At 48.2% G+C, this 24286-nt stretch carries 24 protein-coding genes and 1 riboswitch; of the genes, 17 read left to right on the plus strand and 7 right to left on the minus strand.

Annotation, left to right across the window (positions count from 1 at the left end; all coding sequences use genetic code 11):
• The first annotated feature begins 129 nt into the window (after positions 1–129).
• The 7 genes from ACM6JA_RS12965 (at position 130) to ACM6JA_RS12995 (ending at position 7176) form a co-directional block, all read left to right on the plus strand.
• The gene (locus ACM6JA_RS12965; protein ID WP_414852610.1) at positions 130–477 is read left to right on the plus strand and encodes a DUF485 domain-containing protein; all 348 of its coding nucleotides are present in this window, start codon (positions 130–132) and stop codon (positions 475–477) included.
• On the plus strand, positions 477–2003 hold the full coding sequence (locus ACM6JA_RS12970) for a cation acetate symporter (protein ID WP_414852611.1): 1527 nt from the start codon (positions 477–479) through the stop codon (positions 2001–2003). The genes ACM6JA_RS12965 and ACM6JA_RS12970 overlap by 1 nt, the downstream gene beginning before the upstream one ends.
• Positions 2004–2091: 88 nt before the next feature.
• Positions 2092–3654, plus strand: coding sequence for a cation acetate symporter (locus tag ACM6JA_RS12975; protein ID WP_414852612.1), 1563 nt, complete (start codon positions 2092–2094; stop codon positions 3652–3654).
• 46 nt (positions 3655–3700) lie between these two features.
• On the plus strand, positions 3701–4012 hold the full coding sequence (locus ACM6JA_RS12980) for a hypothetical protein (RefSeq protein ID WP_414852613.1): 312 nt from the start codon (positions 3701–3703) through the stop codon (positions 4010–4012).
• 110 nt (positions 4013–4122) lie between these two features.
• On the plus strand, positions 4123–4980 hold the full coding sequence (locus ACM6JA_RS12985) for a patatin-like phospholipase family protein (protein ID WP_414852614.1): 858 nt from the start codon (positions 4123–4125) through the stop codon (positions 4978–4980).
• A 120-nt stretch (positions 4981–5100) separates the two neighbouring features.
• Positions 5101–6162: an HD-GYP domain-containing protein gene (locus tag ACM6JA_RS12990; RefSeq protein ID WP_414852615.1), complete on the plus strand. Its 1062-nt coding sequence runs from the start codon at positions 5101–5103 to the stop codon at positions 6160–6162.
• Between the two features lie 147 nt (positions 6163–6309).
• Positions 6310–7176, plus strand: coding sequence for a universal stress protein (locus tag ACM6JA_RS12995; protein WP_414852616.1), 867 nt, complete (start codon positions 6310–6312; stop codon positions 7174–7176).
• A 59-nt stretch (positions 7177–7235) separates the two neighbouring features.
• Here the strand turns inward: ACM6JA_RS12995 and ACM6JA_RS13000 are convergent, their stop codons facing one another.
• Together ACM6JA_RS13000 and ACM6JA_RS13005 are read right to left on the minus strand one after the other, a co-directional pair.
• Entirely contained in the window at positions 7236–8483 is a 1248-nt protein-coding gene (locus ACM6JA_RS13000; protein ID WP_414852617.1) for an MFS transporter, read from the minus strand.
• 62 nt (positions 8484–8545) lie between these two features.
• Positions 8546–9139, minus strand: a complete 594-nt coding sequence (locus ACM6JA_RS13005; protein ID WP_414852618.1) for a TetR/AcrR family transcriptional regulator — start codon at positions 9137–9139, stop codon at positions 8546–8548.
• A gap of 139 nt (positions 9140–9278) precedes the next feature.
• Here ACM6JA_RS13005 and ACM6JA_RS13010 point away from each other — a divergent pair, with 139 nt between their 5' ends.
• Both ACM6JA_RS13010 and ACM6JA_RS13015 read left to right on the plus strand, forming a co-directional pair.
• Entirely contained in the window at positions 9279–10121 is an 843-nt protein-coding gene (locus ACM6JA_RS13010) for a deoxyribonuclease IV (RefSeq protein ID WP_414853124.1), read from the plus strand.
• Between the two features lie 51 nt (positions 10122–10172).
• Complete coding sequence (locus ACM6JA_RS13015) at positions 10173–10574, plus strand: hypothetical protein (RefSeq protein WP_007724406.1); 402 nt, start codon at positions 10173–10175, stop codon at positions 10572–10574.
• Positions 10575–10975: 401 nt separating this feature from the next.
• Here ACM6JA_RS13015 and ACM6JA_RS13020 read toward each other — a convergent pair whose 3' ends face one another.
• On the minus strand, positions 10976–12397 hold the full coding sequence (locus tag ACM6JA_RS13020; RefSeq protein ID WP_414852619.1) for a sigma-54 interaction domain-containing protein: 1422 nt from the start codon (positions 12395–12397) through the stop codon (positions 10976–10978).
• 281 nt (positions 12398–12678) lie between these two features.
• On the opposite strand from ACM6JA_RS13020, the gene ACM6JA_RS13025 reads away from it, so the two are divergent.
• The 6 genes from ACM6JA_RS13025 to ACM6JA_RS13050 are packed head-to-tail and all read left to right on the plus strand — an operon-like array spanning position 12679 to position 17550.
• Positions 12679–13344 (plus strand): CoA transferase subunit A, encoded by a 666-nt coding sequence (locus ACM6JA_RS13025; RefSeq protein ID WP_414852620.1) that lies wholly within the window; start codon positions 12679–12681, stop codon positions 13342–13344.
• The gene (locus ACM6JA_RS13030; RefSeq protein ID WP_414852621.1) at positions 13344–14006 is read left to right on the plus strand and encodes a 3-oxoacid CoA-transferase subunit B; all 663 of its coding nucleotides are present in this window, start codon (positions 13344–13346) and stop codon (positions 14004–14006) included. Before ACM6JA_RS13025 ends, ACM6JA_RS13030 begins: the two co-directional genes overlap by 1 nt.
• 44 nt (positions 14007–14050) lie before the next feature.
• On the plus strand, positions 14051–14869 hold the full coding sequence (locus ACM6JA_RS13035) for an ABC transporter substrate-binding protein (protein ID WP_414852622.1): 819 nt from the start codon (positions 14051–14053) through the stop codon (positions 14867–14869).
• A gap of 48 nt (positions 14870–14917) precedes the next feature.
• A complete protein-coding gene (locus tag ACM6JA_RS13040) occupies positions 14918–15583 on the plus strand; it encodes an amino acid ABC transporter permease (protein ID WP_414852623.1) in 666 nt (221 codons plus the stop codon).
• Between the two features lie 17 nt (positions 15584–15600).
• Entirely contained in the window at positions 15601–16341 is a 741-nt protein-coding gene (locus ACM6JA_RS13045; RefSeq protein WP_414852624.1) for an amino acid ABC transporter ATP-binding protein, read from the plus strand.
• A 27-nt stretch (positions 16342–16368) separates the two neighbouring features.
• Entirely contained in the window at positions 16369–17550 is a 1182-nt protein-coding gene (locus ACM6JA_RS13050) for a thiolase family protein (RefSeq protein ID WP_414852625.1), read from the plus strand.
• 88 nt (positions 17551–17638) lie between these two features.
• On the opposite strand, the gene ACM6JA_RS13055 is transcribed toward ACM6JA_RS13050, so the two are convergent.
• The 3 genes from ACM6JA_RS13055 to ACM6JA_RS13065 form a co-directional block, all read right to left on the minus strand.
• Positions 17639–18001, minus strand: coding sequence for a hypothetical protein (locus ACM6JA_RS13055; RefSeq protein ID WP_414852626.1), 363 nt, complete (start codon positions 17999–18001; stop codon positions 17639–17641).
• Between the two features lie 123 nt (positions 18002–18124).
• Positions 18125–19840 carry an arginine--tRNA ligase gene (argS, locus tag ACM6JA_RS13060; RefSeq protein WP_414852627.1) on the minus strand — a complete coding sequence of 572 codons (1716 nt, stop codon included), beginning with the start codon at positions 19838–19840 and terminating at the stop codon, positions 18125–18127.
• 356 nt (positions 19841–20196) lie between these two features.
• On the minus strand, positions 20197–20691 hold the full coding sequence (locus tag ACM6JA_RS13065; protein ID WP_414852628.1) for a hypothetical protein: 495 nt from the start codon (positions 20689–20691) through the stop codon (positions 20197–20199).
• 198 nt (positions 20692–20889) lie between these two features.
• On the opposite strand from ACM6JA_RS13065, the gene ACM6JA_RS13070 reads away from it, so the two are divergent.
• Together ACM6JA_RS13070 and ACM6JA_RS13075 are read left to right on the plus strand one after the other, a co-directional pair.
• On the plus strand, positions 20890–21462 hold the full coding sequence (locus ACM6JA_RS13070) for a sigma-70 family RNA polymerase sigma factor (protein ID WP_414852629.1): 573 nt from the start codon (positions 20890–20892) through the stop codon (positions 21460–21462).
• The gene (locus ACM6JA_RS13075; RefSeq protein ID WP_414852630.1) at positions 21453–23684 is read left to right on the plus strand and encodes a YcdB/YcdC domain-containing protein; all 2232 of its coding nucleotides are present in this window, start codon (positions 21453–21455) and stop codon (positions 23682–23684) included. Before ACM6JA_RS13070 ends, ACM6JA_RS13075 begins: the two co-directional genes overlap by 10 nt.
• Positions 23685–23751: 67 nt before the next feature.
• Here the strand turns inward: ACM6JA_RS13075 and ACM6JA_RS13080 are convergent, their stop codons facing one another.
• On the minus strand, positions 23752–23859 hold the full coding sequence (locus ACM6JA_RS13080; protein WP_007724452.1) for a YjcZ family sporulation protein: 108 nt from the start codon (positions 23857–23859) through the stop codon (positions 23752–23754).
• A 213-nt stretch (positions 23860–24072) separates the two neighbouring features.
• A riboswitch (SAM riboswitch) is annotated at positions 24073–24174 on the plus strand.
• Positions 24175–24286 lie beyond the last annotated feature (112 nt).

The following is a 24286-nucleotide window of genomic DNA, read 5'->3' on the forward strand; positions in this document are numbered from 1 at the left end:
AGATCGTGGCTAAAAATCTGCCACTGACACACTCTCCCCGACATCTTACGCAGAAAAATACACGGTTAGAAAAGGATTCTCTACAATGTAGGAAGCGCTTACATTTCTGTAGATGAGGGGGAGGTTCCCATGGGCAAATCCGCTTCGGCAAAAAAAGCCGAGGATCAGAAGAAGCAAGCTGTTGATTATGCAGCAGTGATTCAGTCAGCCACTTTCAAAGAGCTCTTGAGAAGAAAAAAAGCGTTTATTTTGCCATCTTCTATTTTTTTCTTCGTGTTTTACTTCACCCTTCCGATTTTAACCTCTTACTTCACCGTATTGAATCAACCAGCGTTTGGAGCTATTTCGTGGGCGTGGGTATTTGCCTTTGCTCAGTTCATCATGACATGGGGTCTCTGTATCCTGTACACCAGGCGGGCAGTGCAGTTTGATCAACTCGTTGAGAAAATCAAACAAGAGGCAGGTGGAAGGGGATAATGAACGTTACTGCATTTTTACTCTTTCTCGTCATTGTTCTTTTGACACTTGTCATCACCTTTTACGCTTCGAAAAAGACGAACACGACTAGTGAGTTTTATACCGCTGGAGGAGGCTTGACGGGTTGGCAAAACGGCCTTGCGATTGCGGGAGATTACATGTCCGCTGCTTCCTTCCTGGGAATTGCCGGGATGATTGCGTTGAGCGGATTTGATGGCTTCTTCTACAGTATCGGTTTTCTTGTCGCGTATCTCGTTGTGCTCTACCTGGTAGCAGAACCTTTGCGTAATTTAGGAAAATACACGATGGCTGATATGATAGCCGCGCGTTTTGACAATAAAAAGGTTCGTGGAGTCGCTGCTCTCAATTCGATTGCGATCTCGATTTTTTATATGATCGCGCAATTGGTCGGAGCAGGGGCCTTGATCAAGCTGCTTTTGGGGCTGGATTACACGACCTCCGTATTGATCGTAGGGGCATTGATGACGATCTACGTCGTCTTCGGCGGGATGACGGCAACCTCGTGGGTGCAGATCGTCAAAGCAGTTTTGTTGATGATCGGTACATTCATCATCTCTATGATGGTTTTCGCCAAATTCGATTTTAATCTCTTAAAAATGTTCGAGCAAATGAAGACAGCGACACCATTGGGAGATCAATTCCTCAATCCTGGTAACAAGTTTAAAGTGGGGCTCGATACTATTTCACTGAATCTCGCGCTTGTGCTTGGAACAGCTGGATTGCCGCATATTTTGATTCGTTTCTTCACCGTAAAAGATGCCACAACAGCTCGCAAATCAGTTGTGTACGCGACGTGGATCATTGGCGCCTTCTATGTCATGACGATCTTCCTCGGCTTCGGGGCGGCAGCCTTTGTCGGAGCAGGGAATATGGACCCCGCAGGTAATATGGGAGCTCCACTGCTTGCGCAAGCACTAGGCGGCAATTTCTTGTTCGCCTTTGTATCTGCGGTTGCCTTTGCTACCATTCTCGCGGTAGTGGCTGGGCTGGTGCTGACAGCGGCATCTGCCTTTGCGCACGACTTTTACGGACACGTATTACGCCAAGGAAAAGCAACAGAAAAGGAGCAAATGAAGATGGCCAAGTGGGCGTCTGTGGGTGTCTCGATTGTCTCCATCTTGCTCGCCTTATTTGCGCAAAATCTGAACGTGGCTTTCCTTGTTGCGCTTGCTTTCGCAGTAGCGGCGAGTGCAAATCTACCAGTGATTTTGTTCACGATCTTCTGGAAAAGGTTCAATACGGCAGGAGCAATCAGCGGGATGCTCGTCGGTTTGTTCAGCTCTCTCATTCTGGTTGCGTTGAGTCCGAACGTTTGGAATCCTGTAGCTGGAAAAGCCATTTTGGTCGGCGAGGCGCTGTTCCCGTTGCCGAATCCGGGCATTGTCTCGATCCCGTTAGGGTTTTTGGCAGCATGGATCGGAACCTTGTTGTCCAGCGCCCGTGATGATAAGAAGTACGATGAAATTTTGGTGAAAGCGAATACAGGAATGAAAGATTCAGCGTAGAAACAGTAAAAGTAGGAAGCTCATGCCACGAAGAGAAGGCTGGGGTTAACCCCTGGTCTTTTTTTATTTTTGCAAGAAGGGAGAGGTATTGTCCGTGACGACGATCATCTTTTTCCTTGCCGTCATTATCGGAACGATGGCCATCACTTATTCGGCTGCCAAACAGACGGGGACGACGAAAGACTTCTATGCAGCAGGAAATCGCTTGAACGGGTTGCAAAATGGCATTGCCATCGCAGGCGATTACATGAGTGCTGCCTCGTTTTTGGGGATTGCGGGAACGATTGCGATGTACGGCTTTGACGGGTTCGTGTATGCGATTGGCTTTTTTGTCTCTTATCTGATTATTTTGTTTTTAGTTGCGGAGCCGTTGCATAATTTGGGACGTTATACGTTGGCAGACGCGATTGCCGTCAGGTTTGACAGTCCTTGGCTGCGTGGCATTGTTGCCTGTACGACTCTATTAATCACGATTTTTTACATGCTGGCGCAATTAGTTGGGGCAGGTGCCCTCATTCATTATTTATTGGGAGTTCGTTATGATACGTCTGTCCTGATTGTCGGGAGCCTGATGACATTTTACGTCGTGTTCGGCGGGATGGTGGCGACCTCCTGGGTTCAGATTATTAAAGCGATTTTGCTCCTGACAGGAACATTGATCCTAAGTCTGATCGTGTTTGCCCGTTTTGATTGGAGCTTCTCCGAAATGTTTTCACATGTGAGTACGATTACACCTCTTCAGGAACAGTTCTTACAGCCGGGTAATCAACTTCACGATCCGCTGGAAACGATTTCCCTGCATCTGGCCTTGATTCTCGGTACCGCCGGACTCCCCCATATTATCTCCCGGTTATTCACAGTCAAGGATGCAAAGACGACTCGTAATTCCATTTACACCGCTACTTGGGTCATTGGCGCCTTTTATTTGATGACGATTTTTCTCGGGTTCGGGGCGAGCACGTTTGTAGGCTACGAGGCATTGAAAAATGTGGGCTTCGGGGGGAATCTGACCGTCACGCTCTTGGCGGATGCTCTCGGTGGAGAGTTTTTGATGGCGTATATTGCTGCCGTCGCCTTCGCGACGATATTGGCAGTCGTGACAGGACTCGTGCTCTCCGCCTCATCTGCGTTCGCGCATGATGTCTACAGTCATCTGATCAGACGAGGGGTGGCTTCGGAAAAAGAACAGGTCACCATGGCAAAGCTTTCGTCAGTTGCGGTGGGCGTGATCTCCATTTGGTTGGCTATCGGTGCAGAAAAAATGAACGTGGCGATTCTCGTTGCGCTGACGTTTGCGGTAGCAGCATCATCGAATTTGCCACTGCTGTTGTTTACGTTGTATTGGAAGCGGTTTACCGTGGGAGGAGCGATTTGTGGCGTCCTGACAGGGTTAACGGCATCAGTAGTCCTTGTCATTTTAGGACCGACTGTTATGCATCCCCTCATCGGACTTATCCGTGCGGAGCCACTTTTTCCACTGACGAATCCTGGATTGGTCTCCATACCACTCGGCTTTTTAGGTGCTGTGCTCGGGACACTACTGGATCGGCCTGATCCGGATGCCGAGATGAAATACCAACGCGTACTGTTTCAGGCGTTGACAGGAATCCGAGTTCCACCTGCGAAGAAAACGGAACAAGAATCTGCATAAAGCCTCTCGACGTGCCCCACTCTAGGAGTAGAAGGAGGAGGGGTAAGTGGGTACGACCAAAGAGTCAGACGCTTTATCACATGACCAGCCAGATGTCTATGAACGAGCAAGGCTGGCACTGGATGATCTGATTGAAGAGCTATGTGAAGCACTGGAAGAGGAAGATACCGAATCCTATAAGCGAAAAGGCTATGAGATGATCGGGAGTTACTTTCGAGAGCCTGTCAATACCGGGGAATTAACTTTGATTTATGCAGCGGTGCTTGCTGATATCCTCTATAAGCTAGAGTTAACGCAGCAAGGAGAAAACGTAGCAATGGTCCGTGATCAGTACAGCATGATGAAAAAAGACGATTGAGTGGCGACCCCGTTTGAGGGTCGTTTTTTGATTGGCACGATCCCGCCCTGCATGTTTCATTGGGCAACCATTCATACTACAGGTAAACGACATCAAAATGGGTGATTGATATGGAAAGGGTCGGGCTCGTTTTGCAGGGAGGGGGAAGCCGTGGGATTTATACCGCTGGCGTTCTGGATTACTTTATGGAACAGGAGCTTTACATCCCGTATGTGATTGCCGTGTCAGCAGGTGCGTGTAATGGAGCGGCATACTTGGCAAGGCAACGCGGATTGGGCAAGATTTATCATACGAAATACATTCACGATCCCCGGTACTTTCACTATAAAAATTTGATCACGAAGCGCTCGTTGTTTGGTATGGATTTTATTTTCAATGAGATGCCATACAAGCTGGAGCCGTTCGCCTTTGATCGGTTTCACGAAGCGAAGGAACAGTTTGTTGTCGTCACAACGGATTGCGCGACAGGGGAAGCCGTTTACTTTACGAAAGACGACTGTGAGGATATTTTCCATGTGATTCGGGCTTCGTGCAGTCTTCCGTTTCTATCACCCAAGGTTACGATCAACGGACGTAAGCTATGGGATGGGGGCATCGTGCATCCGGTACCTTTCATGAAGTCCATGCTTGATGGCAATCAAAAACATATTATTGTGCTGACTTCTTCTTGTCCGCCACGTGAGTGGATGCGCCGGTTTTCGCGTGTCGAGGGTCTATTTTCCAGAAGTACGAGCTTGTGCCAAGCATTCATTCGTCATTTTCGCATCTATTGCGAGGCAATTGAGCAGGTCAAAGAGATGCAGAAGGAAGGCAGAGCGTTTGTTATCGCACCACCAATGGGTACCTTTTTACGAGGTTTTGAACGTCAAGAGGAAAAGCTGGAGCATTATTACAGACAAGGCTACCAAGATGCACGTACCCAATTTTCTGAGCTTTGTACTTGGCTTGGTCTTGGAAGGAACAGGTGAAAAATGAGGAGACAGCTGTCCCGTAGATGTTTTTTCATCAAAAACAAGCGAAACAGGTTTTTTCAAAGCGAAGATAGGGAAGAAGCATCAGGGGAGGATGGAATCAGGAGGAAAGACCCCATGAAATATGTGAATGTAGACCTAGTAGAGCCAGGAGACGTTTTGGCTCGAAGCATTTATACAAGCGAGGGCTTGACGCTCTTGCATACAGGTGTCCAGCTGACTGTCGGAATGATTAATAAATTGCGTCGGTTTGGCGTCACGATGTTAAGCATCAAAGACCCGCTGCTCGATGAAGTGAAAGAGCAGGAGGTCGTTACAGAGACCACTCGGAAGGACGCAATCCGTAATCTGTCACAAGCGATTTCGTGTGTGCAGACTGGAAAAAATTTCGATGTCCGCGGTATTCAAAAATCAGTGGGAAGTATTATCGACGAAACCTTGAGAAATCGTCGCGTACTCTTGAATCTGGGAGAAATTCGCACGACCGACAACGCAATGTACATTCATTCCTTGAATGTGTGCATGATGGCGACAGTAATGGGCGTAGGATTAGGCTATAATACGGCCCAATTAAAAGAGCTCGCCATTGGAGCCCTCTTACATGACATTGGAAAGCTGTCAGTCGACAAGGAAGCCCCAGCTTACAAAAAGAACAGCAAGACCAATCATCATACGTGGCTGGGCTTTGATCTGTTGCGAAAAAAACATGAGATGAGCATTGTCTCTGCACACGTTCCTTTGCAGCATCATGAATGGGTGGATGGTAGTGGGCAGCCACGGGGATTGACTGGCGATGAGATTCATGATTTCGCCAAGATTGTTGCGATTTGTAACTACTATGATAATCTCATCTCTCCTTTTTCAGAGGAAGAAGATACGTTACCTGCGTATGAGGCTTGCGAAAAAGTCATGGGGCTCGCGGAGAAACGCTTTGATCACAAAATGGTCATTCACTTTTTGCGCTCGATTGCCATGTACCCGACAGGAACCTCGCTGAAGCTGTCGACAGGAGAGATCGGTGTGATCATTGACCAAAATAGAGGCTTGCCTTCGCGCCCAGTCGTTCGGGTCATTCGAAGAGACCAGCAGGCGAATCGGCGAATGGTGGATGATCATGAGATCACGGATATTGATTTGAGTGAAAAGCCTACTATATTTATCACAGCTGTCATGGACTAGGACTCCCTATCAGGGAATATCCCTACCAAGATCAGGGAAAACCCCTACATACACGTAGGGCTCACAGGGCTACAATGGACTCAAGGCAGATGGGTACATAGAGCTACATCACATTTGCCAGATGAAAAAGAGGAAGGACGTGTCATTATGTCCCGTATTCTAGTCCCTGTCGATTTCTCAGCGCAGTCCATTCAGGCGGTCCGCTTCGCGCTGGCCTACGCCAAAAATAAGCATGAAATCACATTGCTTCATGCTATCTCTCCGTTCCCTTCACGCAATGTTGTCAGAAGGTTGGGACGAGATGTTGTGGAAGATTATCAATTAGATGAAGCAAGAGATGATCTGAAAAAATTCCTTGCGATCGTAGAAGAAGCCGGTATCACGTATGAATTGGAGATTGAGTTCGGAGAGCCGCATGAAGTCATTGCGAAGCACGCTGCGAATGACTATGCTGCCATCGTAATGGGAACACATGGCTACGGTCGCATTACAGGCTTCCTGTTGCAAAGCGTCAGCTATCCGACACTCCACGATGTCAAAGTTCCGGTCTTCCTCATTGCGGAGGAGACAGATGAGAGCCGCTTCCCTTGGAATAAAGTACTCATTGCAGTAGATGGCTCCGATCATTCGATGGAAGCTGCGAAGAAAGCCATTGAGATGGGACAGCACCTCCCGGATGTATCGTATACGCTCCTGTCCGTTGTCATCCCACCCGTTACATACGCAGGTGTGTATGGCGTAGGCTGGGATAACATGAATACACTCGAAGGCTGGGGACGTGAAACGTTAAAACCTTGCGAGGAGCTGCTCGAAGCTGCATCGCTTCCTTTTGAAAGCAAGGTCGTGGTTGGAGATCCAGCTACTGTGATCCGCCAGACGGCTGAAGAAATCGATGCTGGACTGGTTGTGCTCGGTCATCATGGCCAAGGTGCAGTGGCAGGTACGCTGCTTGGTAGTGTTACATTTAAAACGATTCATCGTACGAAAACACCACTCCTCATTGTGAAAACATAGCATTTTGCTAGAAAAAGCTGTCCGCTTGGTGGACAGCTTTTTTGTTTGGGCGCATTCTCTTACGATAGAGTTTGCGCTTGTTTGTGTTCGTGAAGATGGTTAGCGCCATCTTGTGAAACCTCGGCAGAATCCCACTTAATTCGTCTACATCCCCATGCAGTGAGCAGAAGGATGACAGATGCGATTAGAAATATCGTAATTAAAGAGGTCATCTGCATGAGCGGACCTGCCGCAAAGGAACCGACCATCATGAGTCCGACCATGAGCGGTGAAATCGTTCCATTCACCCGTCCGATATACGCTTCATCCACGAGCTTGATCATGAACATACCGATCACGATTTGTAAAAATGCCATCCCAATTCCGGTGAAAAAGCGCATCGCTGCGGTTACGTATACCCAAACAGAGAGAACTTCTACGGCGACAGTGAGAGCGAAGAATATCAATCCACCTATAATGACCCAGCGACCATTCAGGCGCTCCAGATAAACGGAAGCCAAAATGCCGCCTAACAGCATACCTAATCCGTCTAACGCATTAAACCACTGAATGGCTTCCTTGGAGAGTAAAAGACGATCTGTGACGACAAATACCTCCAACGAATTGATAATACCCGAGGCTAACCCCAGACACGCAAAGGTAACGGCGAGTCCGCGCAAGGCTGGTCGCTTTTTTACATAGGTAAAGCCTGCTTTAATCTCAGAAAGGAGAGTTCCGCCTTCCTCTGTTGCACTGGCAGTTGAGGTAGGAAGTATCAGCAAGATCAGTGCCGAGACGAAGAACAGGCCGGCCATCGTTAACAGGGAAGGGTAGATGCCCCACTGCTCAAAGAAAAAGGTACCAACAATCGGGCCAATCAGCAGAAAAATCGAACCCGTACTTTGAGAAATAGACACCGCTGCTGCAACGTGTTCATCAGGAATATGGCGCTTCATCATCTTGGCAGAAGAAGGTTGGGAGAACTGAGACGCGATAGCCGAGATAAAGGTCGCAAAGAATACAGCAATCCACATCCCTTGCCAGAGCAAATACACGATGACTAAAACAGAGAGGGTGCTTAACAGGTTCCCAGCTATCATTGTTCGCTTCGGATTCCAGCGATCAGCCAATGCCCCGCCAATAATCGAAAAAACGAAGATCGGTGCAAGCTCGATGGCGGTCAAGAGCGATACAGCGGTGGGATTGTTGCCGCTCGTCTCCATGACATAGTAGAGCAAGGCCATGTTGCGAATCCATATACCGATATTTTCTAATGTGTCCGAGATAAAGACGGTGAGAAAAACTTTGTTTCCCCAAAGACCTTTCATGGGTCATATCACTCCTGAAAAATTATACCGAACGTCCGGTCTAATTAAAGGTGAAAAAAATGCTACTTGGCAGCAATGCCATGCAGCAAAACGTCAATGCTCCTCTTCAGCAGAGCATGAAGACGCTCGTCTTCCATTTGATAACCTACATTGATGATTCCGTTCATGAGCCCTTCTAGTATCATCGCCATTTCTTCGGGATCGCCTGGAGCAAACTCGCCTCGGTCGATTCCTTCTTGGAAGAGTGAAGTATAGAGGGTATAGGTGGAGCCAAGCATTTCCAGCACTTGTTCCAAAATGATTGGATCGGCGAGCTGGCTACCGGAGAACTCTTCGCCTGCTTTTTTTAGAGGGTGGGACAAAAAATCCTCCAAGAAAAAAGCAGCTAAGCCGTACAGTTTATCGATGGATGTCTCGAATTCTTTTTCTTTTTCCTGCCACAGATCTACCCATTCGTTGTACTGCTTTTCAAGCAAATGCAGGAACAACTGCTCCTTGTTTTTGAAGTGGTAATAGAGGCTACCCTTACTCGCTCCAGTTGCTTGGCAAATGTCCTCAATGGAAGTGGCTGAATAGCCTTTCTGAGAAAATAACTCGGTGGCTTTCTCTACGATATGTTGTTTGGTTTTCTCCCCATCGAGACGACGCTTTGACATTTTTTAAAAGCTCCTTATTCTAGACTGAACGTTCGGTTTAGTTTTAGTTTATTCGATCTGACAGGGAAGCGCAAGTGCTCGATTGAGAAAAAGGGACAGAGGGAAAAATGATAAGAAGCGAGTGAGGGGAGCGATTGCCTTGCAAATCGGTTGTCATGTCAGTATTCGTCATGGGTACGAGGAGGCGGCGAGAACTGCCTACAAAGAAGGAGCGTTATCATTTCAATTTTTTCCGAAAAACCCGCGAAGCTTAGGTATCAAGCAATTTGATGCCCGGGATGCAGGGCGGTGTCGCGCTTTTTGTCAGCAAAACGGCATGCTGTCGATTGCTCATACGCCATACCCGGTGAATCTTTGCGTCGAGGAGCAGGAGCTATTCGACGTCACAGTGGGCTCCATACGAAATGACCTTGAAATTGCCGAAGCTTGTGGAGCGTTGGGCGTGGTCGTTCATTTTGGCCAGTATAAAGGCGTTGATGTCCTTACCGGTTACAAAATCATGATCCAGATGGTCAATCAAATACTGGATGGCTGGAATGGAAAGGCCCAGCTGTTAATCGAAAACAATGCCGGACAAGGCAACCGGATGGGCACGACACTCGAAGAGCTTACGCAGGTTCGACAATTGTTTGCTGAGCCACAGAAGGTAGGCTTTTGCCTGGATACGTGTCATGCATTTGCCAGCGGATTGTGGAAAGGGAAAGATTGGGGGGAAGTAGCGGACCGGATGCGAGAGCTCGATTATTTTACGAGCTTGCGCGCCGTTCATCTAAACGATTCCGTCTATCCGAGTGGTTCCTTTCGAGACCGGCATGCCTCCATCGGAAAAGGGATGATCGGTGATGCAGCCATTGCCACCTTTTTGCAAACACCCGAATTGCAAGGACTTCCCATCGTTCTGGAAACGGCGAGAGGCTCAGAAGGGGGACATATCGAAGAAATCAAACATGTTCGTCTGCTCAGAGACAATTGGCAGGGTTGACCATGTTGTGGTAGAGTGTGAAATGATGTGTTCAACACGGGAGGGGTACCTATGAAAAAGCGTATTAAGGTGACGATTGCGGATTTTACTCATCTTACAGAAAACTTGAATAACCCGGAGGAGCTCGCTCTGTACAAAGCGGCGAACGGAAATACATACGATGCTGAAATCGAGCATGATGGATATGCTATTGTGGATGTGACAGACGAGGATTACATCGAGCTGGCTCCAGGGGAGTATCAGCTGATGATCGAGGAGTGGACAAACGCCGGACAAATCGGCGAGTGGACACTGCAAACCATGTCAGACCCAGCGGATGACAAGGCTTTGCTGTATCGCACAGTGGACAAGGCTGGGACGGAAATACAAGCACCACAATCATTGCCGAAGCAAGTAGTCGAGCTAGTTGCAAACACGTGGTTTGGCAAAAAAGCAAAGAAGATTGAGGAGTAATCCAAGAAAGAAAAGGAGCGCTGCGAGATAGCGCTCCTTTTTTATGCCAATAAGATTGTATATGAACGATCAGCTGTAGTATTGAGCGTTGTGAAGATTATCCCTCAGCTTATACTGAAAAGGATCTTAAGGTTAGATGGTAACGATGAACCAACAAAGCTGGTGAGAAGAAAAAGCACAGGGCTCGCAGACCTTGACAACGCCTACCCAGTCGGAACTTCAAAAAGGGACCTGGTTGTCGAACACTTCTTCCCTGAGAAACGTCCGCCCGTAGGGTGGCTTTGGCTCGACGGTCCCCTTTTTGAAGTGGAGACGGGCAGTCAATCACCCTTGCGGGCGTGTCAGAGTCGAAGAGACTTGTGCTTTTTCTTCTCCTCCACAATGTTGACTCAGCTTCCCAATCATTCTTCCTCAGAATCCATCTGAATCCCATACTTTTTAATCCGCCGCATAAGTAGGGACTGGGTTATGCCGAGGGCCGCTGCTGTTTTGCGAGTCGTTTTGTGTGTGCGCAATGCTTGCAGAATAAATTCCATCTCAATTTTCTCCATCCGCTCTGTAAGAGAAAGAGAACCGAGTGAAAGAATTCCTTCCTCCAGCTCCCGAATACTCCGCAGTTCTTCTGGCAAATCACTAACTTGGATTTCATCCAGCTTGGATGTAATAACGATCCGCTCTACCAAATTTTCCAACTCCCGCACATTCCCAGGCCATTCGTATTGATGCAAAACATCCAGCGCTTCCGGGGAAAAACGCCGTTTCTGGTTATGCTTGCTATTGAATCGCTGTAAATTATGGTGGAGTAACGGGAAAATATCGTCCTTTCTCTCCCGTAATGGCGGAACATTGATTGGCAAAATATTAAGGCGATAGTACAGATCGTGTCTGAATTTGCCCAACCGCACGAGCTCCTGAAGGTTGGCATTGGTTGCCGTTATGATGCGGATGTCCGCTGTGTATGTTTTGGTGCCACCGATCGGCATAAACGTTTTGTTTTGCAGGAGCAGCAATAATTTCGATTGCAAGTGGTAGGGAAGCTCGCTGATTTCGTCCAAGAAAAGCGTCCCTTTGTCCGCCATTTTCACTAATCCGATTTTCCCCGAGGGACTCGCCCCCGTAAATGCTCCTTTGTGGTAGCCGAACAGCTCTGACTCGATCAAGGTTTCGGGAATGGCGCTACAGTTGACGTGGACGAACGGTCCGCTTCTTCGTTCGCTCAACTGGTGGATTTGCTCCGCAAGATAGCTTTTTCCTACGCCTGTTTCACCCGTAATAAACACAGTTGTGTCGACAGGGGCTGCTTTTTTCATTAATTCCAACAGGGCGAGATAGGAACGACTGTTGCCAATCATGGTTTGAGAAGAGCTCTGGCTCGCTTCCCATTTCATGAGCTGAATCTCTTCGCTGTACCGCTTAAGCAAAGCGACCGTCTCTTCCAGCTGCGAACTGGCACGGGCTGCCTCTGTGATATCACGTGAGTGGGAAACGATCAACTCCGGTCTCCCATCCTCATCCGGGATGATATGCCCGGTCACCAGGAACTTCCCTTTACTATTGACGAGTTGAATGGTTGTGGTCGGTTTTCCCGTTTCCAAAACCAAGCGGGTGACTGAAGGACTGAAAATCCCCATTTCTTCGAGGTCGGATACGTTTTGCCCGATGAGTTCGGCTTTTGGTAGACCACACAGGTTTTCACTGGCATTGTTTAACCATAGAGTAGTTCCCTGCGCATCAGCAATGAATATGCCATCTGCCAGTGTGTTCAGGATGTCAATAAAACGATCAACAGAAGACAATGCTAGTATCTCCGCAGCTTTTTCCATGTTGAGTAGCTCCCCGGTTTTTCAACTGATTGTACAAGATCAAATCGATCGTTGTATAGTGAATCGAAATTAAAAATAGTTGAGTCGAAATAGATTCAAGCGAAAAGTTAGACTTTTCCTACTTTTCGATTCAAAAGTGAGTCTACTTCGACTCACCAAGAGAGAATTGCTTTTAGCTTGATTGCGTTTTCTTGCCGTTTTGAGGCTTGGCACAAGAGTTGCTATTACATAGTTGGACGTAAGCGATTTACCCAAGAATAAGAGATAAGGAAATGCATGCGATGTTATCAAAACTGGTGACGCACGAACAAGCAGTGGAGCATGTTCTGGATGGCACCCGGCTGATGTATGGCGGATTCGGCACGATTGGCTCCCCAGCACACTTGATTGATGCGATCTTGCACAAAGGCGTGCAAAGCTTGACACTCATCGGAATTGATGCGGGGTATCCGGAAATCGGAATCGGAAAGCTGATCAGTCATGGACGGGTGAGGCGGCTGATAACCACACATATTGGCTCCAATCCCGAAGCAGGTCAACAAATGATGGACGGGATGCTGGAAGTGACATTTTGTCCACAAGGAATTTTCGCAGAAAAGATTCGGGCAGGAGGTGTTGGCATTCCGGGAATCGTTGTAGATGCGCATGTGAGAGGAGAGCGAATGGAAGGAGCAGAGCCGTTTGCCTTTGCCGGAAGAACTTGTCAGATTGAAGCTGCTCTTACAGCGGAAGTAGGGATCGTCTATGCGAAACAGGCGGACACCTACGGAAATCTCATTTATGACAAGGCGGCAAGAAATTTGAATCCGCTAGTAGCGATGGCCGCAGATATCACGATCGCTGAGGTGGAGGAGATCGTTCCTGCAGGAGAGCTGGACCCGGATAAAATCGTGACGCCTGGCATTTTTGTGGATTATATCGTGGTAAGTGGCCGAGGGAACAGCTAATGGGGTTGGAAATGGATCAGCGAAATATGGTTGCGTGGCGTGCAGCCAAAGAGGTCGCTCCCGGAATGGCAGTGAACTTGGGGATTGGGATCCCTGAGCTCGTCGCTGATTTTATCCCGCATGAATGGCAAGTCATGTTTCACTCGGTGAATGGAATCTTGGGAGTCGGACCTACGCCGTTAAAGGGAGAAGAGGACCAGCATATTTCCAACGCAGGTGGAGCACCTGTTACCGTTGTACCGGGGGCTTCGTATTTCGACAGCACCATAGCGTATGGCATGATCCGAAGAAGAAAGCTGGATGCAGCGTTTATCGGGGCTTTGCAGGTGAATCGCCGAGGAGATCTGGCAAACTGGATTGTTCCTGGCTCACGCGTTCATGGAATTGGTGGAGGAGCAGAGCTAGCCTACTACGCCAAAAAAGTAATCGTGCTCATGAGCCATGTCAATCAGGCAGGTGAGCCCAAAATTCGCAGGGAGTGCACATTACCGCTGACGGCGAAGGGCTGCGTCAATCTCATTATCACTGAGAGGGCGGTTATCGAGGTCACGCAAAGAGGCTTGCTTTTGACAGAGGTAATGTACCCGTACACCTTGGAAAATGTCATCACGAATACCGGAGCACCTCTAATGATTTCAGAAAATTTACAAATGGTAGAGTAATGAAAAATGTAAGCGTGAACATAAAGAATTGGGGGATGGAACAGATGAAAAAAACAATGAAAACAATCGCAGGAGTCGTATTCTCGTTGTCACTACTAGTAAGCGGATGTAGCCAAGGCGCTTCCACTAACAGTGCGGGAGGTCAAGCGGGTGGGGCTACTGCTGGAAATGCCTCGTCTATGACAAAAGAGGCAGGCGTATTTGTATACGCAGCTTCCGGTGAATATCAGCCATTTAGCTACTTCAAGGATGGTCAACTGACTGGATTTGATGTCGAGATCGGCAATGAGATCGCCAAGCGCTTGGGTCTTGAGCCAAAGCCAGTCACGTCGCCTTTTTCCGGTATTATCGCGGGGGTAAAGGAAGGACGCTACGATGTGGCGATTGCCAGCCATGCGATTACAGAAGAACGGAAGCAGCAGGTTGATTTCGCAGACCCGTACTACTTGTCTGGTGGTCAACTGTTCGTTCGCCCGGATGGGACGATTAGCACGCTGGAAGGTTTAAAAGGCAAAGAAGTGGCAGTCGCGCTCGGCACTACACACGAAAAGATGGCACGGGAGTATACGGATAACATCAAAACGTATGACAGCGATGTAACGGCTCTGCGTGCCTTGGAACAGGGTAAACACGATGTCGTGATTACAGATAGCGTCGTAGGGGAGATTGCCATTGGGCAAGGCTTGAAGCTCAAGAAAAGCGGGGCGCCATTATCGGAAGTCAAGCATGGAATCGCAGTGCGCAAAGGAAATACGGAATTGCTGAACAAGATCAACGAAGTGCTCAAGCAAATGATGGAAGATGGTACCTACGTCAAATTGAGCGAAAAGTATTTTAATCGCGACATCAGCAAAGCCGAATAGTGATCTGATATAAAAAGTAAATTCCATTACAGTGAGGGGTGGCATCTAGTGCCCAGTTTTGCCCATCTGACAGAAGAGTTTTTCCGGACATTGCCGTTTTTTTGGAAGCCGTTGCTGCTGACATTTCAGTTGACGATCGCTTCTGTTATCGTAGGCTCGATTATCGGATTGTTTGTCGCCTTGTTAAAGGTATCCAAGCTTCCAATAGCACGTTTCATAGCCAATGCGTACATCATGATCATTCGCGGTACACCATTGGTCGTGCAAATTTTCGTCTTATATTTCGGCTTTTACAAAATCATTGACCTCGGTCAATTTTGGTCGGCAGCGCTCGCTCTGGCGATTCACAGCGGAGCCTATATCGCAGAGATTTTCCGGGGCTCTATTCAGTCGATTGATAAAGGACAAATGGAGGCAGGGCTGTCTTTGGGCATGTCCGCTCGTCAGACCATGCGTCGGATCATTTTGCCGCAAGCGATGAAACGATCGATCCCGCCGCTTGGCAACCAGTTTATTTTGTCTTTGAAGGAATCGTCTCTGGCCGCTTTCATTGCCATGGATGAGTTGTTCTCACTGGCCCGCCGCTTGTCTGCGGAAACATTTGATGAAATGACATACTTTTTGATTGTGGCGCTTTATTACTTAGTCATTGTCATGGTGTTTACGTATGTGGTCCACATCATGGAGAAGCGTCTGGCCAAAGGAGAGGCGTAAAGCGGAGGGGAAAGACGATGGAAAAGCAAAGAGAAATGATACGTGTGCAAAATTTGAAGAAAAGCTTCGGAAAAGTGGAAGTTCTCAAGGATGTTACCCTGCAAGTCGGAAAGGGCGAGGTCGTCGTCTTGATCGGTGCCAGTGGATCGGGGAAAAGCACATTGATTCGCTGCATTAATTTTCTGGAGATCAAGGATGGCGGAGAGATCTATATCGAAGGAAAAAGCATCGACTCGAAAAAGGATGACTTGACCAAAGTACGCCAAAAGGTAGGCATGGTGTTCCAGCACTTCAATCTGTTTCCGCATAAAACGGTTCTGGAAAACATCATGGAGGCACCGCTGATTGCTAAGAAAGCGGACAAGGAAGAAACGAAGCAGGAAGCACTCCGGCTGCTGCAAAAGGTAGGTCTTTCTGAAAAAGCGAACGCCTACCCGTCCAGCCTCTCCGGTGGACAAAAGCAACGCGTGGCAATTGCTCGTTCGCTGGCGATGAAGCCAGAGATCATGCTCTTTGACGAGCCAACCTCAGCGCTTGATCCGGAGCTGGTAGGGGAAGTGCTGGAGACAATGAAGCAGCTCGCGCAAGAAGGAATGACGATGATTATTGTGACGCACGAAATGGGGTTCGCCAAGGAAGTGGCCGATTGGGTTGCGTTTATGAATCAAGGCAAGATCATCGAGATGGCTAGACCCCAAGAAATTTTCAACAATCCGAAAGAAGAGCGCACGAGAGAATTTTTGAACCGTGTACTGTAATGGCAGAAAACGAAAGGGAGCTGTGGCATGAGAGACGTGGTCATAGTCGCGGGTGTGCGCAGTGCAGTGGGTGCATTCGGGAAAAGCCTGCGTGACGTACCGGCAACAGAGCTGGGGCGGCAAGTGTTGGAAGGCTTAATGAATAAGGTTGATTTGCCGAAGGAACAAGTCAATGAAGTCATTTTTGGCAATGGGTACGTACATGGGGGAGGACTCAATGCTGCACGTATCAGCTCGCAGCTGGCGGGATTTCCACGCAATGTCTATGGTCACATCGTCATCAAAGCGTGTGGTTCAGGATTGAAGGCGATTGGCAACGGTGCGCTAGCCATAGCAGCAGGTCAAGAGGAAGTGGTGATTGCGGGGGGAGTGGAGTCCATGAGCAGTGTTCCCTACCTCGTGAAGAACCGCTGGGGCAGCAAATTCGGCAATTTGTCCATGGAGGACGCTCTCTTGTCCGATGGTTTGATCTGCTCGCTGACCGGTGAACATATGGGTATGACGGCAGAACGGCTGGCTGTACAGTACGGTATTTCCCGAGAGGAGCAGGATCGTTTTGCCTATGAGAGTCACGTAAGAGCAGCGGCAGCAATCGATGCGGGCACGTTCGAGAGTGAGATCGTACCGATTGAAATCAAGGATCGCAAAGGCACCCGTGTTTTTGCTCAGGATGAATCTGTGCGCCATGATATCAAGCTGGAAGAGCTGGCTAAGCTGAAAAGTGTTTTTCAAAAAGAAGGAACTATCACTGCCGGAAATGCGTGTCCGATGAATGACGGTGCAGCCGCTGTATTGATGATGTCTCGTGAAAAGGCAGAGGAAGCGGGTTTGACTCCGCTCGTGAAAATAAAGGCTTTTGCCAGCGCAGGAGTCGAACCTGACGTGATGGGAATCGGGCCAGTTCCCGCCACGCAAAAGGTACTGGAGAAAGCGGGATTGACGCAGGGTGACATTGGGCTCATCGAATTAAACGAGGCATTTGCCGCCCAGGCTTTGTCTGTAATCAAATGCTTGGAGTTGGACACGAGCAAGGTGAATGTCAATGGAGGCGCGATTGCCTTGGGTCATCCTGTGGGAGCAACTGGAGCCAAACTGACTGTGACGTTGATGAACGAAATGATGCGCAGACGCGAGAAGTATGGCATGGTGACGTTGTGCATGGCAGGTGGCATGGGGATGTCTGTGATCTATGAAAACTTGACGATGTAAACTTCTCATGTGCAAATGAAAAAGCCCCGAACGTGGATATGTCGGGGCTTTTTGCCATGAAAGCGTGATCGCTTATTTATTAGGGGACCTATTGTGCGTGTAAGTATTTTCGCAATGTGGCCGCTACTTCTGTTGGGTTTTCCAGCTGTACAATGACATGCTGATATTTGACATGTCCCTCTACTTCTAGGATCAACAACGAATCAGTCTGGGTAAAAGAAAGGAAGTACCATTCATTTCTATGCTGAAAGCTTCCTTCATAAATGTTCAAAGGTCCAAAAGACGTCCCCGGCAAGCGCAACATCCATTTTGGCGGAATAAAAGAACCGACCTCGACATGCTTGATCGATTGATAAGGTAGCGTGATCGTGCTCTTCAAGGCTAAGAGCGTATGCAAGCCAGTGAGACGCAAAGTAAAATCCGTCTTGCCGAAATGTACACTTCTTCCCATCGTTGCTCACCTCTTTCATCTGCCATCGTTCCATTATCTCACAGATGAATGATGATGACACGGGACAATCAAAAAAGCCGGCGCTTCCCCACAAGGAAGGCAACCGGCTTTTCGTATTCTTTCTTACATTTCTTCTGGAGCAGCCAGACCGAGCAGACGCAGACCTTCCTTCAGCACAGCAACGACTGCTGCTACGAGCTGGAGACGGGATGCTTTCACATCTTCTTCCTCAGCCAGGATGCGTACATTTGCATAGAACTTGTTGAACGTTTGCGCCAGGTCGATCACATACTTGCCGATTTGGGACGGATCGAAGTTATCGGCAGCACGTTCGATTACCTCAGGGAACGCGTTCAAGAGGGTAAGCACTGCCCAAGCCTCTTTGCTGTCGAGTGCGCCAGAAGCCAGGTTCACTGTCGTTGCTGGCTGGTAGCCACCTCTGCGCAGCAGCGAGCATGCACGAGCGTGTGCGTATTGTACGTATGGTCCTGTTTCCCCTTCGAAGGTCAGCATCTCTTCCCAAGAGAAGTTGACATCATTCAGGCGGAAGTTTTTCAAGTCATGGAAAATTACTGCGCCTACCCCGACTTGACGAGCCACTTCTTCTTTATTGGACAGCGTAGGATTTTTCTCTTCGATGACTTTTTGGACATCAGAAATGGCTTGTGCCAACACTTCTTCCAAGAGAACAACTTTCCCTTTACGCGTGGACATTTTCTTGCCGTCCTTGAGCATCATGCCGAATGGGATGTGGTGCATATTTGCGGACCACGCATAGCCCATTTTTTCCAACACTTTATAGAGCTGCTGGAAGTGGAGGCGTTGCTCGTTTCCTACGACATAGAGTGCTTTTGCAAAATCGTACGATTCGTGGCGGAAGAGGGCAGCAGCCAAATCACGTGTTGCGTACAGGGTAGCGCCGTCTGATTTTTTGATCAGGCATGGCGGCATGTTGTATTCATCGAGGTTCACGACCATTGCACCGTCGGATTCAGTCAAGAGACCTTTTTCCTCGAGCAACGTAACAACGCGATCCATTTTGTCGTTGTAGAATGCTTCACCGTGCGTGGAGTCGAAGGCTACGTTCATCAAGTCGTAGATCTTCATGAATTCTTTGAGGGACTCATCACGGAACCATTTCCACAGATGTTGTGCTTCTTCGTCGCCATCCTCGAGCTTTTTGAACCATTCACGGCCTTGGTCTTCCAAGGTAGAATCGTTCTCGACTTCTTCGTGGAAGCGAACGTAGAGGCTGAGCAGCTCCTTGATCGGTTCTGCTTTTACCTTTGCTTCGTCACCCCAGAGGCGATATGCAACGATCAGTTTACCGAACTGCGTTCCCCAGTCACCCAAGTGATTGATGCGGACTGGCTCGTAGCCTTGCTTTTCCATGGTGTTGGCAATCGCGTTCCCGATTACAGTAGAGCGCAGGTGACCCATGGAAAACGGCTTCGCGATATTTGGGGAGGAGAGGTCGATTGGTACTTTGCGTCCTTGACCGACATTGCTGCTTCCGTATGTGCTGCCTTGCGTAAGGATTGTTCCGATTACTTGCTCTGCCACATTTTCTTGATCCAGGAACAGGTTCACGTATGGACCAACTGCTTGCGATTCGCGCAAGGGTGCACCGGAGAGCTGTCCAGCCAGCTCTGTTGCGATCATCGGTGGAGCTTTGCGCAATGCTTTTGCCAATTGGAAGCAAGGGAAGGCCACATCGCCCATTGCAGGGTTTGGTGGTGTTTCCAGCATGCCGTATACGGCTTCTTTGGTCAGTGTGTCTACGCCCATAGAGGAGAGCGTAGCGGCAATCTTTTCAGCGACTTGGTGTTTGTAGCTCATCTAAATTTCTACTCCTTTCAAATAAAAAAACCTCTACGTCTCCTGTGAAAAAGAGACGAGAGGTTATACTCCCGCGGTGCCACTCTTGTTGTTTTTCCCTTCCATCGAACAGGAAGGCAAAAACCGCTTGATCTGCTGTAACGGGCAGTCCCGGCATAGCCCTACACGATCCGTTGCCCATAATGGCTGGCGTAGGATGTTCAGGTCGCATCTCCGAGGGGCGCTTCCTCACATGGTTTGGCATCGGGCTCACACCGTCCCCGACTCGCTTTCGTCCTCACACAAGGAGTACTTTCCTCATCAACGATTCGTTTGTTTCTCTAGAATTATAGCTGTATTAACTGTCAGGATGCAACTCACTGTTCCGGTTTTTTCAAAATCTTATCTAATTCCGCGAAATACTGCTTGGTCAGCTCTTCCTTTTCTTCCGCGCTGAGGTTATCCGCGTTCATCATTTGCTCTTTGTACTGTTCCAGCTTTTCGAGCATGGCCAGCTCGGCAGCAGCGGCCTCGTCCAGATCGTAATTTTCAGATGGATCGAACGGAATTAAGCGATTGTCGTTACCACTGCGCAAATAAGCGGAGCGCCAGTTTTCTGGAAACTGGTACGCTTGCTCGCCAAACATAATCCCTAAAATATCGTCGGATTCAATCGGCAGGAAGTGATCGTAATCGTCTCTTCTGCCTCCCTCGGACAAGTTAATGTGGGACAAAAAATAGTGGAGATAATGTTCCCCGGTTTCGGTATTCTTAACGATGGAATAGGTTTCAAATTCGGATTTGGATAGTTCTTTTATGGTCTCCAAACAGGACAGAAATTTGTCTTTTTCTTGTGCTTGCAAGTCATCCATGTCATCTCGTTCCTTTCGCTCTACAATAAGCCTCATGATAGCAAAAGCAATGTGCGCTGACAATGAAAGCAACACAACGGAGTGCAGCGGTGGAAGAAGGGAAAAGAATTGTGGAAAAAATAATTGGATAATCTTGTCACAAAAATAAGCCAGCTGGATCAAATACATATCAACACGTAAGAAGGAGGTGAACAGCGCGTGAATGCAAGTGCCAAAAGTAGCGAAGCGGACTGGACGCTGCAACTGACCAACGAAGAGAAGCTGACGAGACTCATGAGCGAGTACGGAGACAACATCGTGCAGCTCGCCTACTTGATCGTCAAGGATCGGGGAATCGCGGAAGACATTACTCAGGAAGTGTTCCTGAAGGCGTATCGGGGTCTGGATCAGTTCCGCCATCAGAGTAGCGTGAAAACGTGGCTTTACCGAATCGCGATCAACGAGTCCCGCAAATATTTGCGTTCGTGGTCCTTTCGCCAGATTTTTTCTACATACCTCTCCAAAGAGGAAGCACCGCCAGAAAAGGTGGACACCGCAAATGTTGAATCGGCTGTCATCGGACGAATGAGCAAGGTACAAGTAGCAGAGCAGGTGATGAAGCTCTCGCCGCTGTACCGAAAAGTCATGGTACTTCATTACTATGAAGATTTGTCGATAAATGAGATTGCGCAAGTGTTGGATATTTCAGAAGATACCGTACGAACCCAATTGTCCCGGGCCCGAAAACATTTTAAGGCATTGTGTGAAAAGGAGGGATTGGAATGGACGTAGATAAGCAAATTCGCGAAGCGGTAAGGAGCACAAGTGAGGAATCAGTGGAGGAAGTGAGGTTTACAAAAGAGATGGAGTTGCGGATCCGAGGTGCGATTGCACAGAGCAAACACAAGAATCGTAACAGATTATTTATGGCAGGATCTCTGGCAGCTTGCTTGGCGGTAACAGCCGTGGGCATGCACCAGCAAGGTTGGTTCCCACAGATGCCGAGTGGAAAAAATTTAGCGAGTGCGGTCGCAACGACGGCAACGGATAAAAAGAATACAGAGGCAAAGCAGAACAGCGTAAAGGTATCGGCAGAAGAGGCAATTTTGCCCTTGAAAAAGGCGATCCCAGCCTTGAGCAAGACGACAATCAGAGTGGATAGCACGAGCCATGGGATCAGTGACGTAACGTTGATGGAAGGAAATAATGCACGTGCCAGTGTTGCTTATGATATCCAGACAGGACAAATAGAGAGCTTCATGATCAATGGAGAAAGACCGGACCCATATCCAGAGAATTGGGATGAAAAGTCAGTAAAATTGCCATCAGCCAAGACTGCTGAGAGTGCAGCGAACGCATTTCTTCAAGGTTTTTTGGGGGAAGAAAGCAAGTCTTATCAGCATCTAGCTACTGAGACCTATGTTAATGAATTTTGGGAAGAAAGCATTTGGCAGAGTGTGAGCTATCAACGAATGGAAAATGGCAAGCCTGTTCCGTTCGACATCCTTTCTGTACGAATCAATACGAAAGAGCAAATTGCGTTTTTCGGGCGATTGAATAAGAACGAACAAGCCTTTCTGACCAAGCTGACAGATGCCATGCTCGATTTGAATCCTTCGCTCCTTCTTTTTGAAAAAGGGAGGAACCGCGATGGCATATCACTGGAGGTAGGGAAAGTAAATAAGGAAGAACATCAGGCCTCCATTCAGATTGTCGGTAATGGTCAAGCCTTGGAATCCTATTCAATTGAGGAGAAGGACAAAAAGGAAGAGTCGAGCTGGAAGCAAGCAAAAGGAGCAAAAGCTTTGGAGCAAGAGAGACAGTTCCTGAACAAGCTTCTCGGGGATGACAGTGAGAACTATCGATTAGAGGATGAGAGCAAGCCAGGCGTGTACCAGCGTTATCATAACGGTGTGCCCGTGCTATCAGATGAGATACGCATGACAACAGATGAATCTGGTCTCCTCCGATATTTCAGGAAGGAGCCCGTCACATTCAACTCTTCGCAGTACCCGGATGTGTCAACTGCGGTTTCAGAAGAGGTCGCCATCAAAGAGCTAAGTGAGCACATGAAGCTTCGATACGTACAGATGCTTGATGCCAGCTCAAAAGAAAAAGTAGAAAAAGGCAAGCCTGTCCTGGAATACACGTCAGCTGTGTCCTTCATGCAAATGGGACGAGAGGACGGGACGGAGTGGCATATTGACGCGACCAGCGGCAAGATTGCCTACGGAACGGGTAACAACGGACTTGCTTACGATCAGTTGAATACGAAGAAAGCACATGCGATTCAATCTCCGAAAGAATACGTCAAGGTTCGCAGCAAGGAGGAGGCAAAAGCACTGTTGCAAGCTGAATTTGGCATACAGGTAGATGACTCGACCTACAGAGAGAATCAGATTGACCGCAATGGCCGCAAGGAATATGTATGGAATGATAAAAATGACAAGTATATCGGCGTAGAAGTCATTGCAGAAACAGGCAGTGTCGTCGGGCTGGGAACACCGCGTTCTAATACGGCAGTGACAGTAAAACGTGAGCAAGCGGAAGAGGCTTCACTCGCTTTCCTGCATAAGTACGTAGATCCCGGCGTAACAGAAGTCCAATTGGCGCAAGTCATACAGCCAGGTGGAGCCAATCCGGTGTCATCCGGCGAATGGGAATTCCGATATTTTATGAGCAAAGACGGTATTCCTGTATTGGACGATGATAATCCGGATCCGGCTTATTCAGTTACGGTTGACCCGTCAACCGGGAAAGTGACGAAGTTTCATAACTTCCGAGAGACGCACGAATTGGTTGAACTGCCAGCATCTTACAAAATCGTCTCCAAAGACGAGGCTGTCCAAGAATTTTTACGCGTCATGCCTTTGAAGCTGGTTTATTTGATGAAAGATGTAGATAGGAAGCCATTACCTCAACCTAAGCTGGCGTATGTGCCATGGAGCGGCGAAGAGCTGGCAAATAAAACGGTTACCATCGATGCCGTGACAGGCAAGATCATCGCCGACTAACAAGAAAAAAAGGCTATCCCGCAGCCATTCCTGATGGCTTTTGGGATAGCCTTTTTTAAACACTTATCTAACAGTCGTCACACGAGCACCCGATAATAACCAACAGGATAAACAGCACGAGCACGATTGCGAAGCAGTCACCGAAGAATCCGTTCCCGCAGAAAGATGTACTCATCTTTGTTTCCCCTCCTTTCCGTTATACTCCAGTCTATACACGAATGCCGATATTGGACTGGGCGGATGCCCAGCTTAGGCAAAAATGGGCGCGTAAGAGGGGAGGCTTAGTAAAAAATAGACAATTCACAATTGACGAGGAGACAAAGGGGGTGTTAAGATACTTGCAAACATTCAAGACATTTCGCAAAACAACTAAATGACAAGTGTACGACTCTTATCCAGAGAGGCAGAGGGACTGGCCTGATGAAGCCTCGGCAACCGGTAAAAATCCGGTGCCAATTCCAGCAAAGCTACGTGCTTTGAAAGATAAGAGGATGTCTCAGGCGTTTTCGTATCTGCTGACAAATCCTCTTCTTTCAAAGAAGAGGATTTTTTTATTTTATTTACCCAATTACAGAGAATAAGCCGATGCAAGGGAGAAAAGG

It is taken from the genome of Brevibacillus sp. IT-7CA2 (genome assembly GCF_949767855.1).
In the GTDB taxonomy this organism is placed as follows: domain Bacteria; phylum Bacillota; class Bacilli; order Brevibacillales; family Brevibacillaceae; genus Brevibacillus.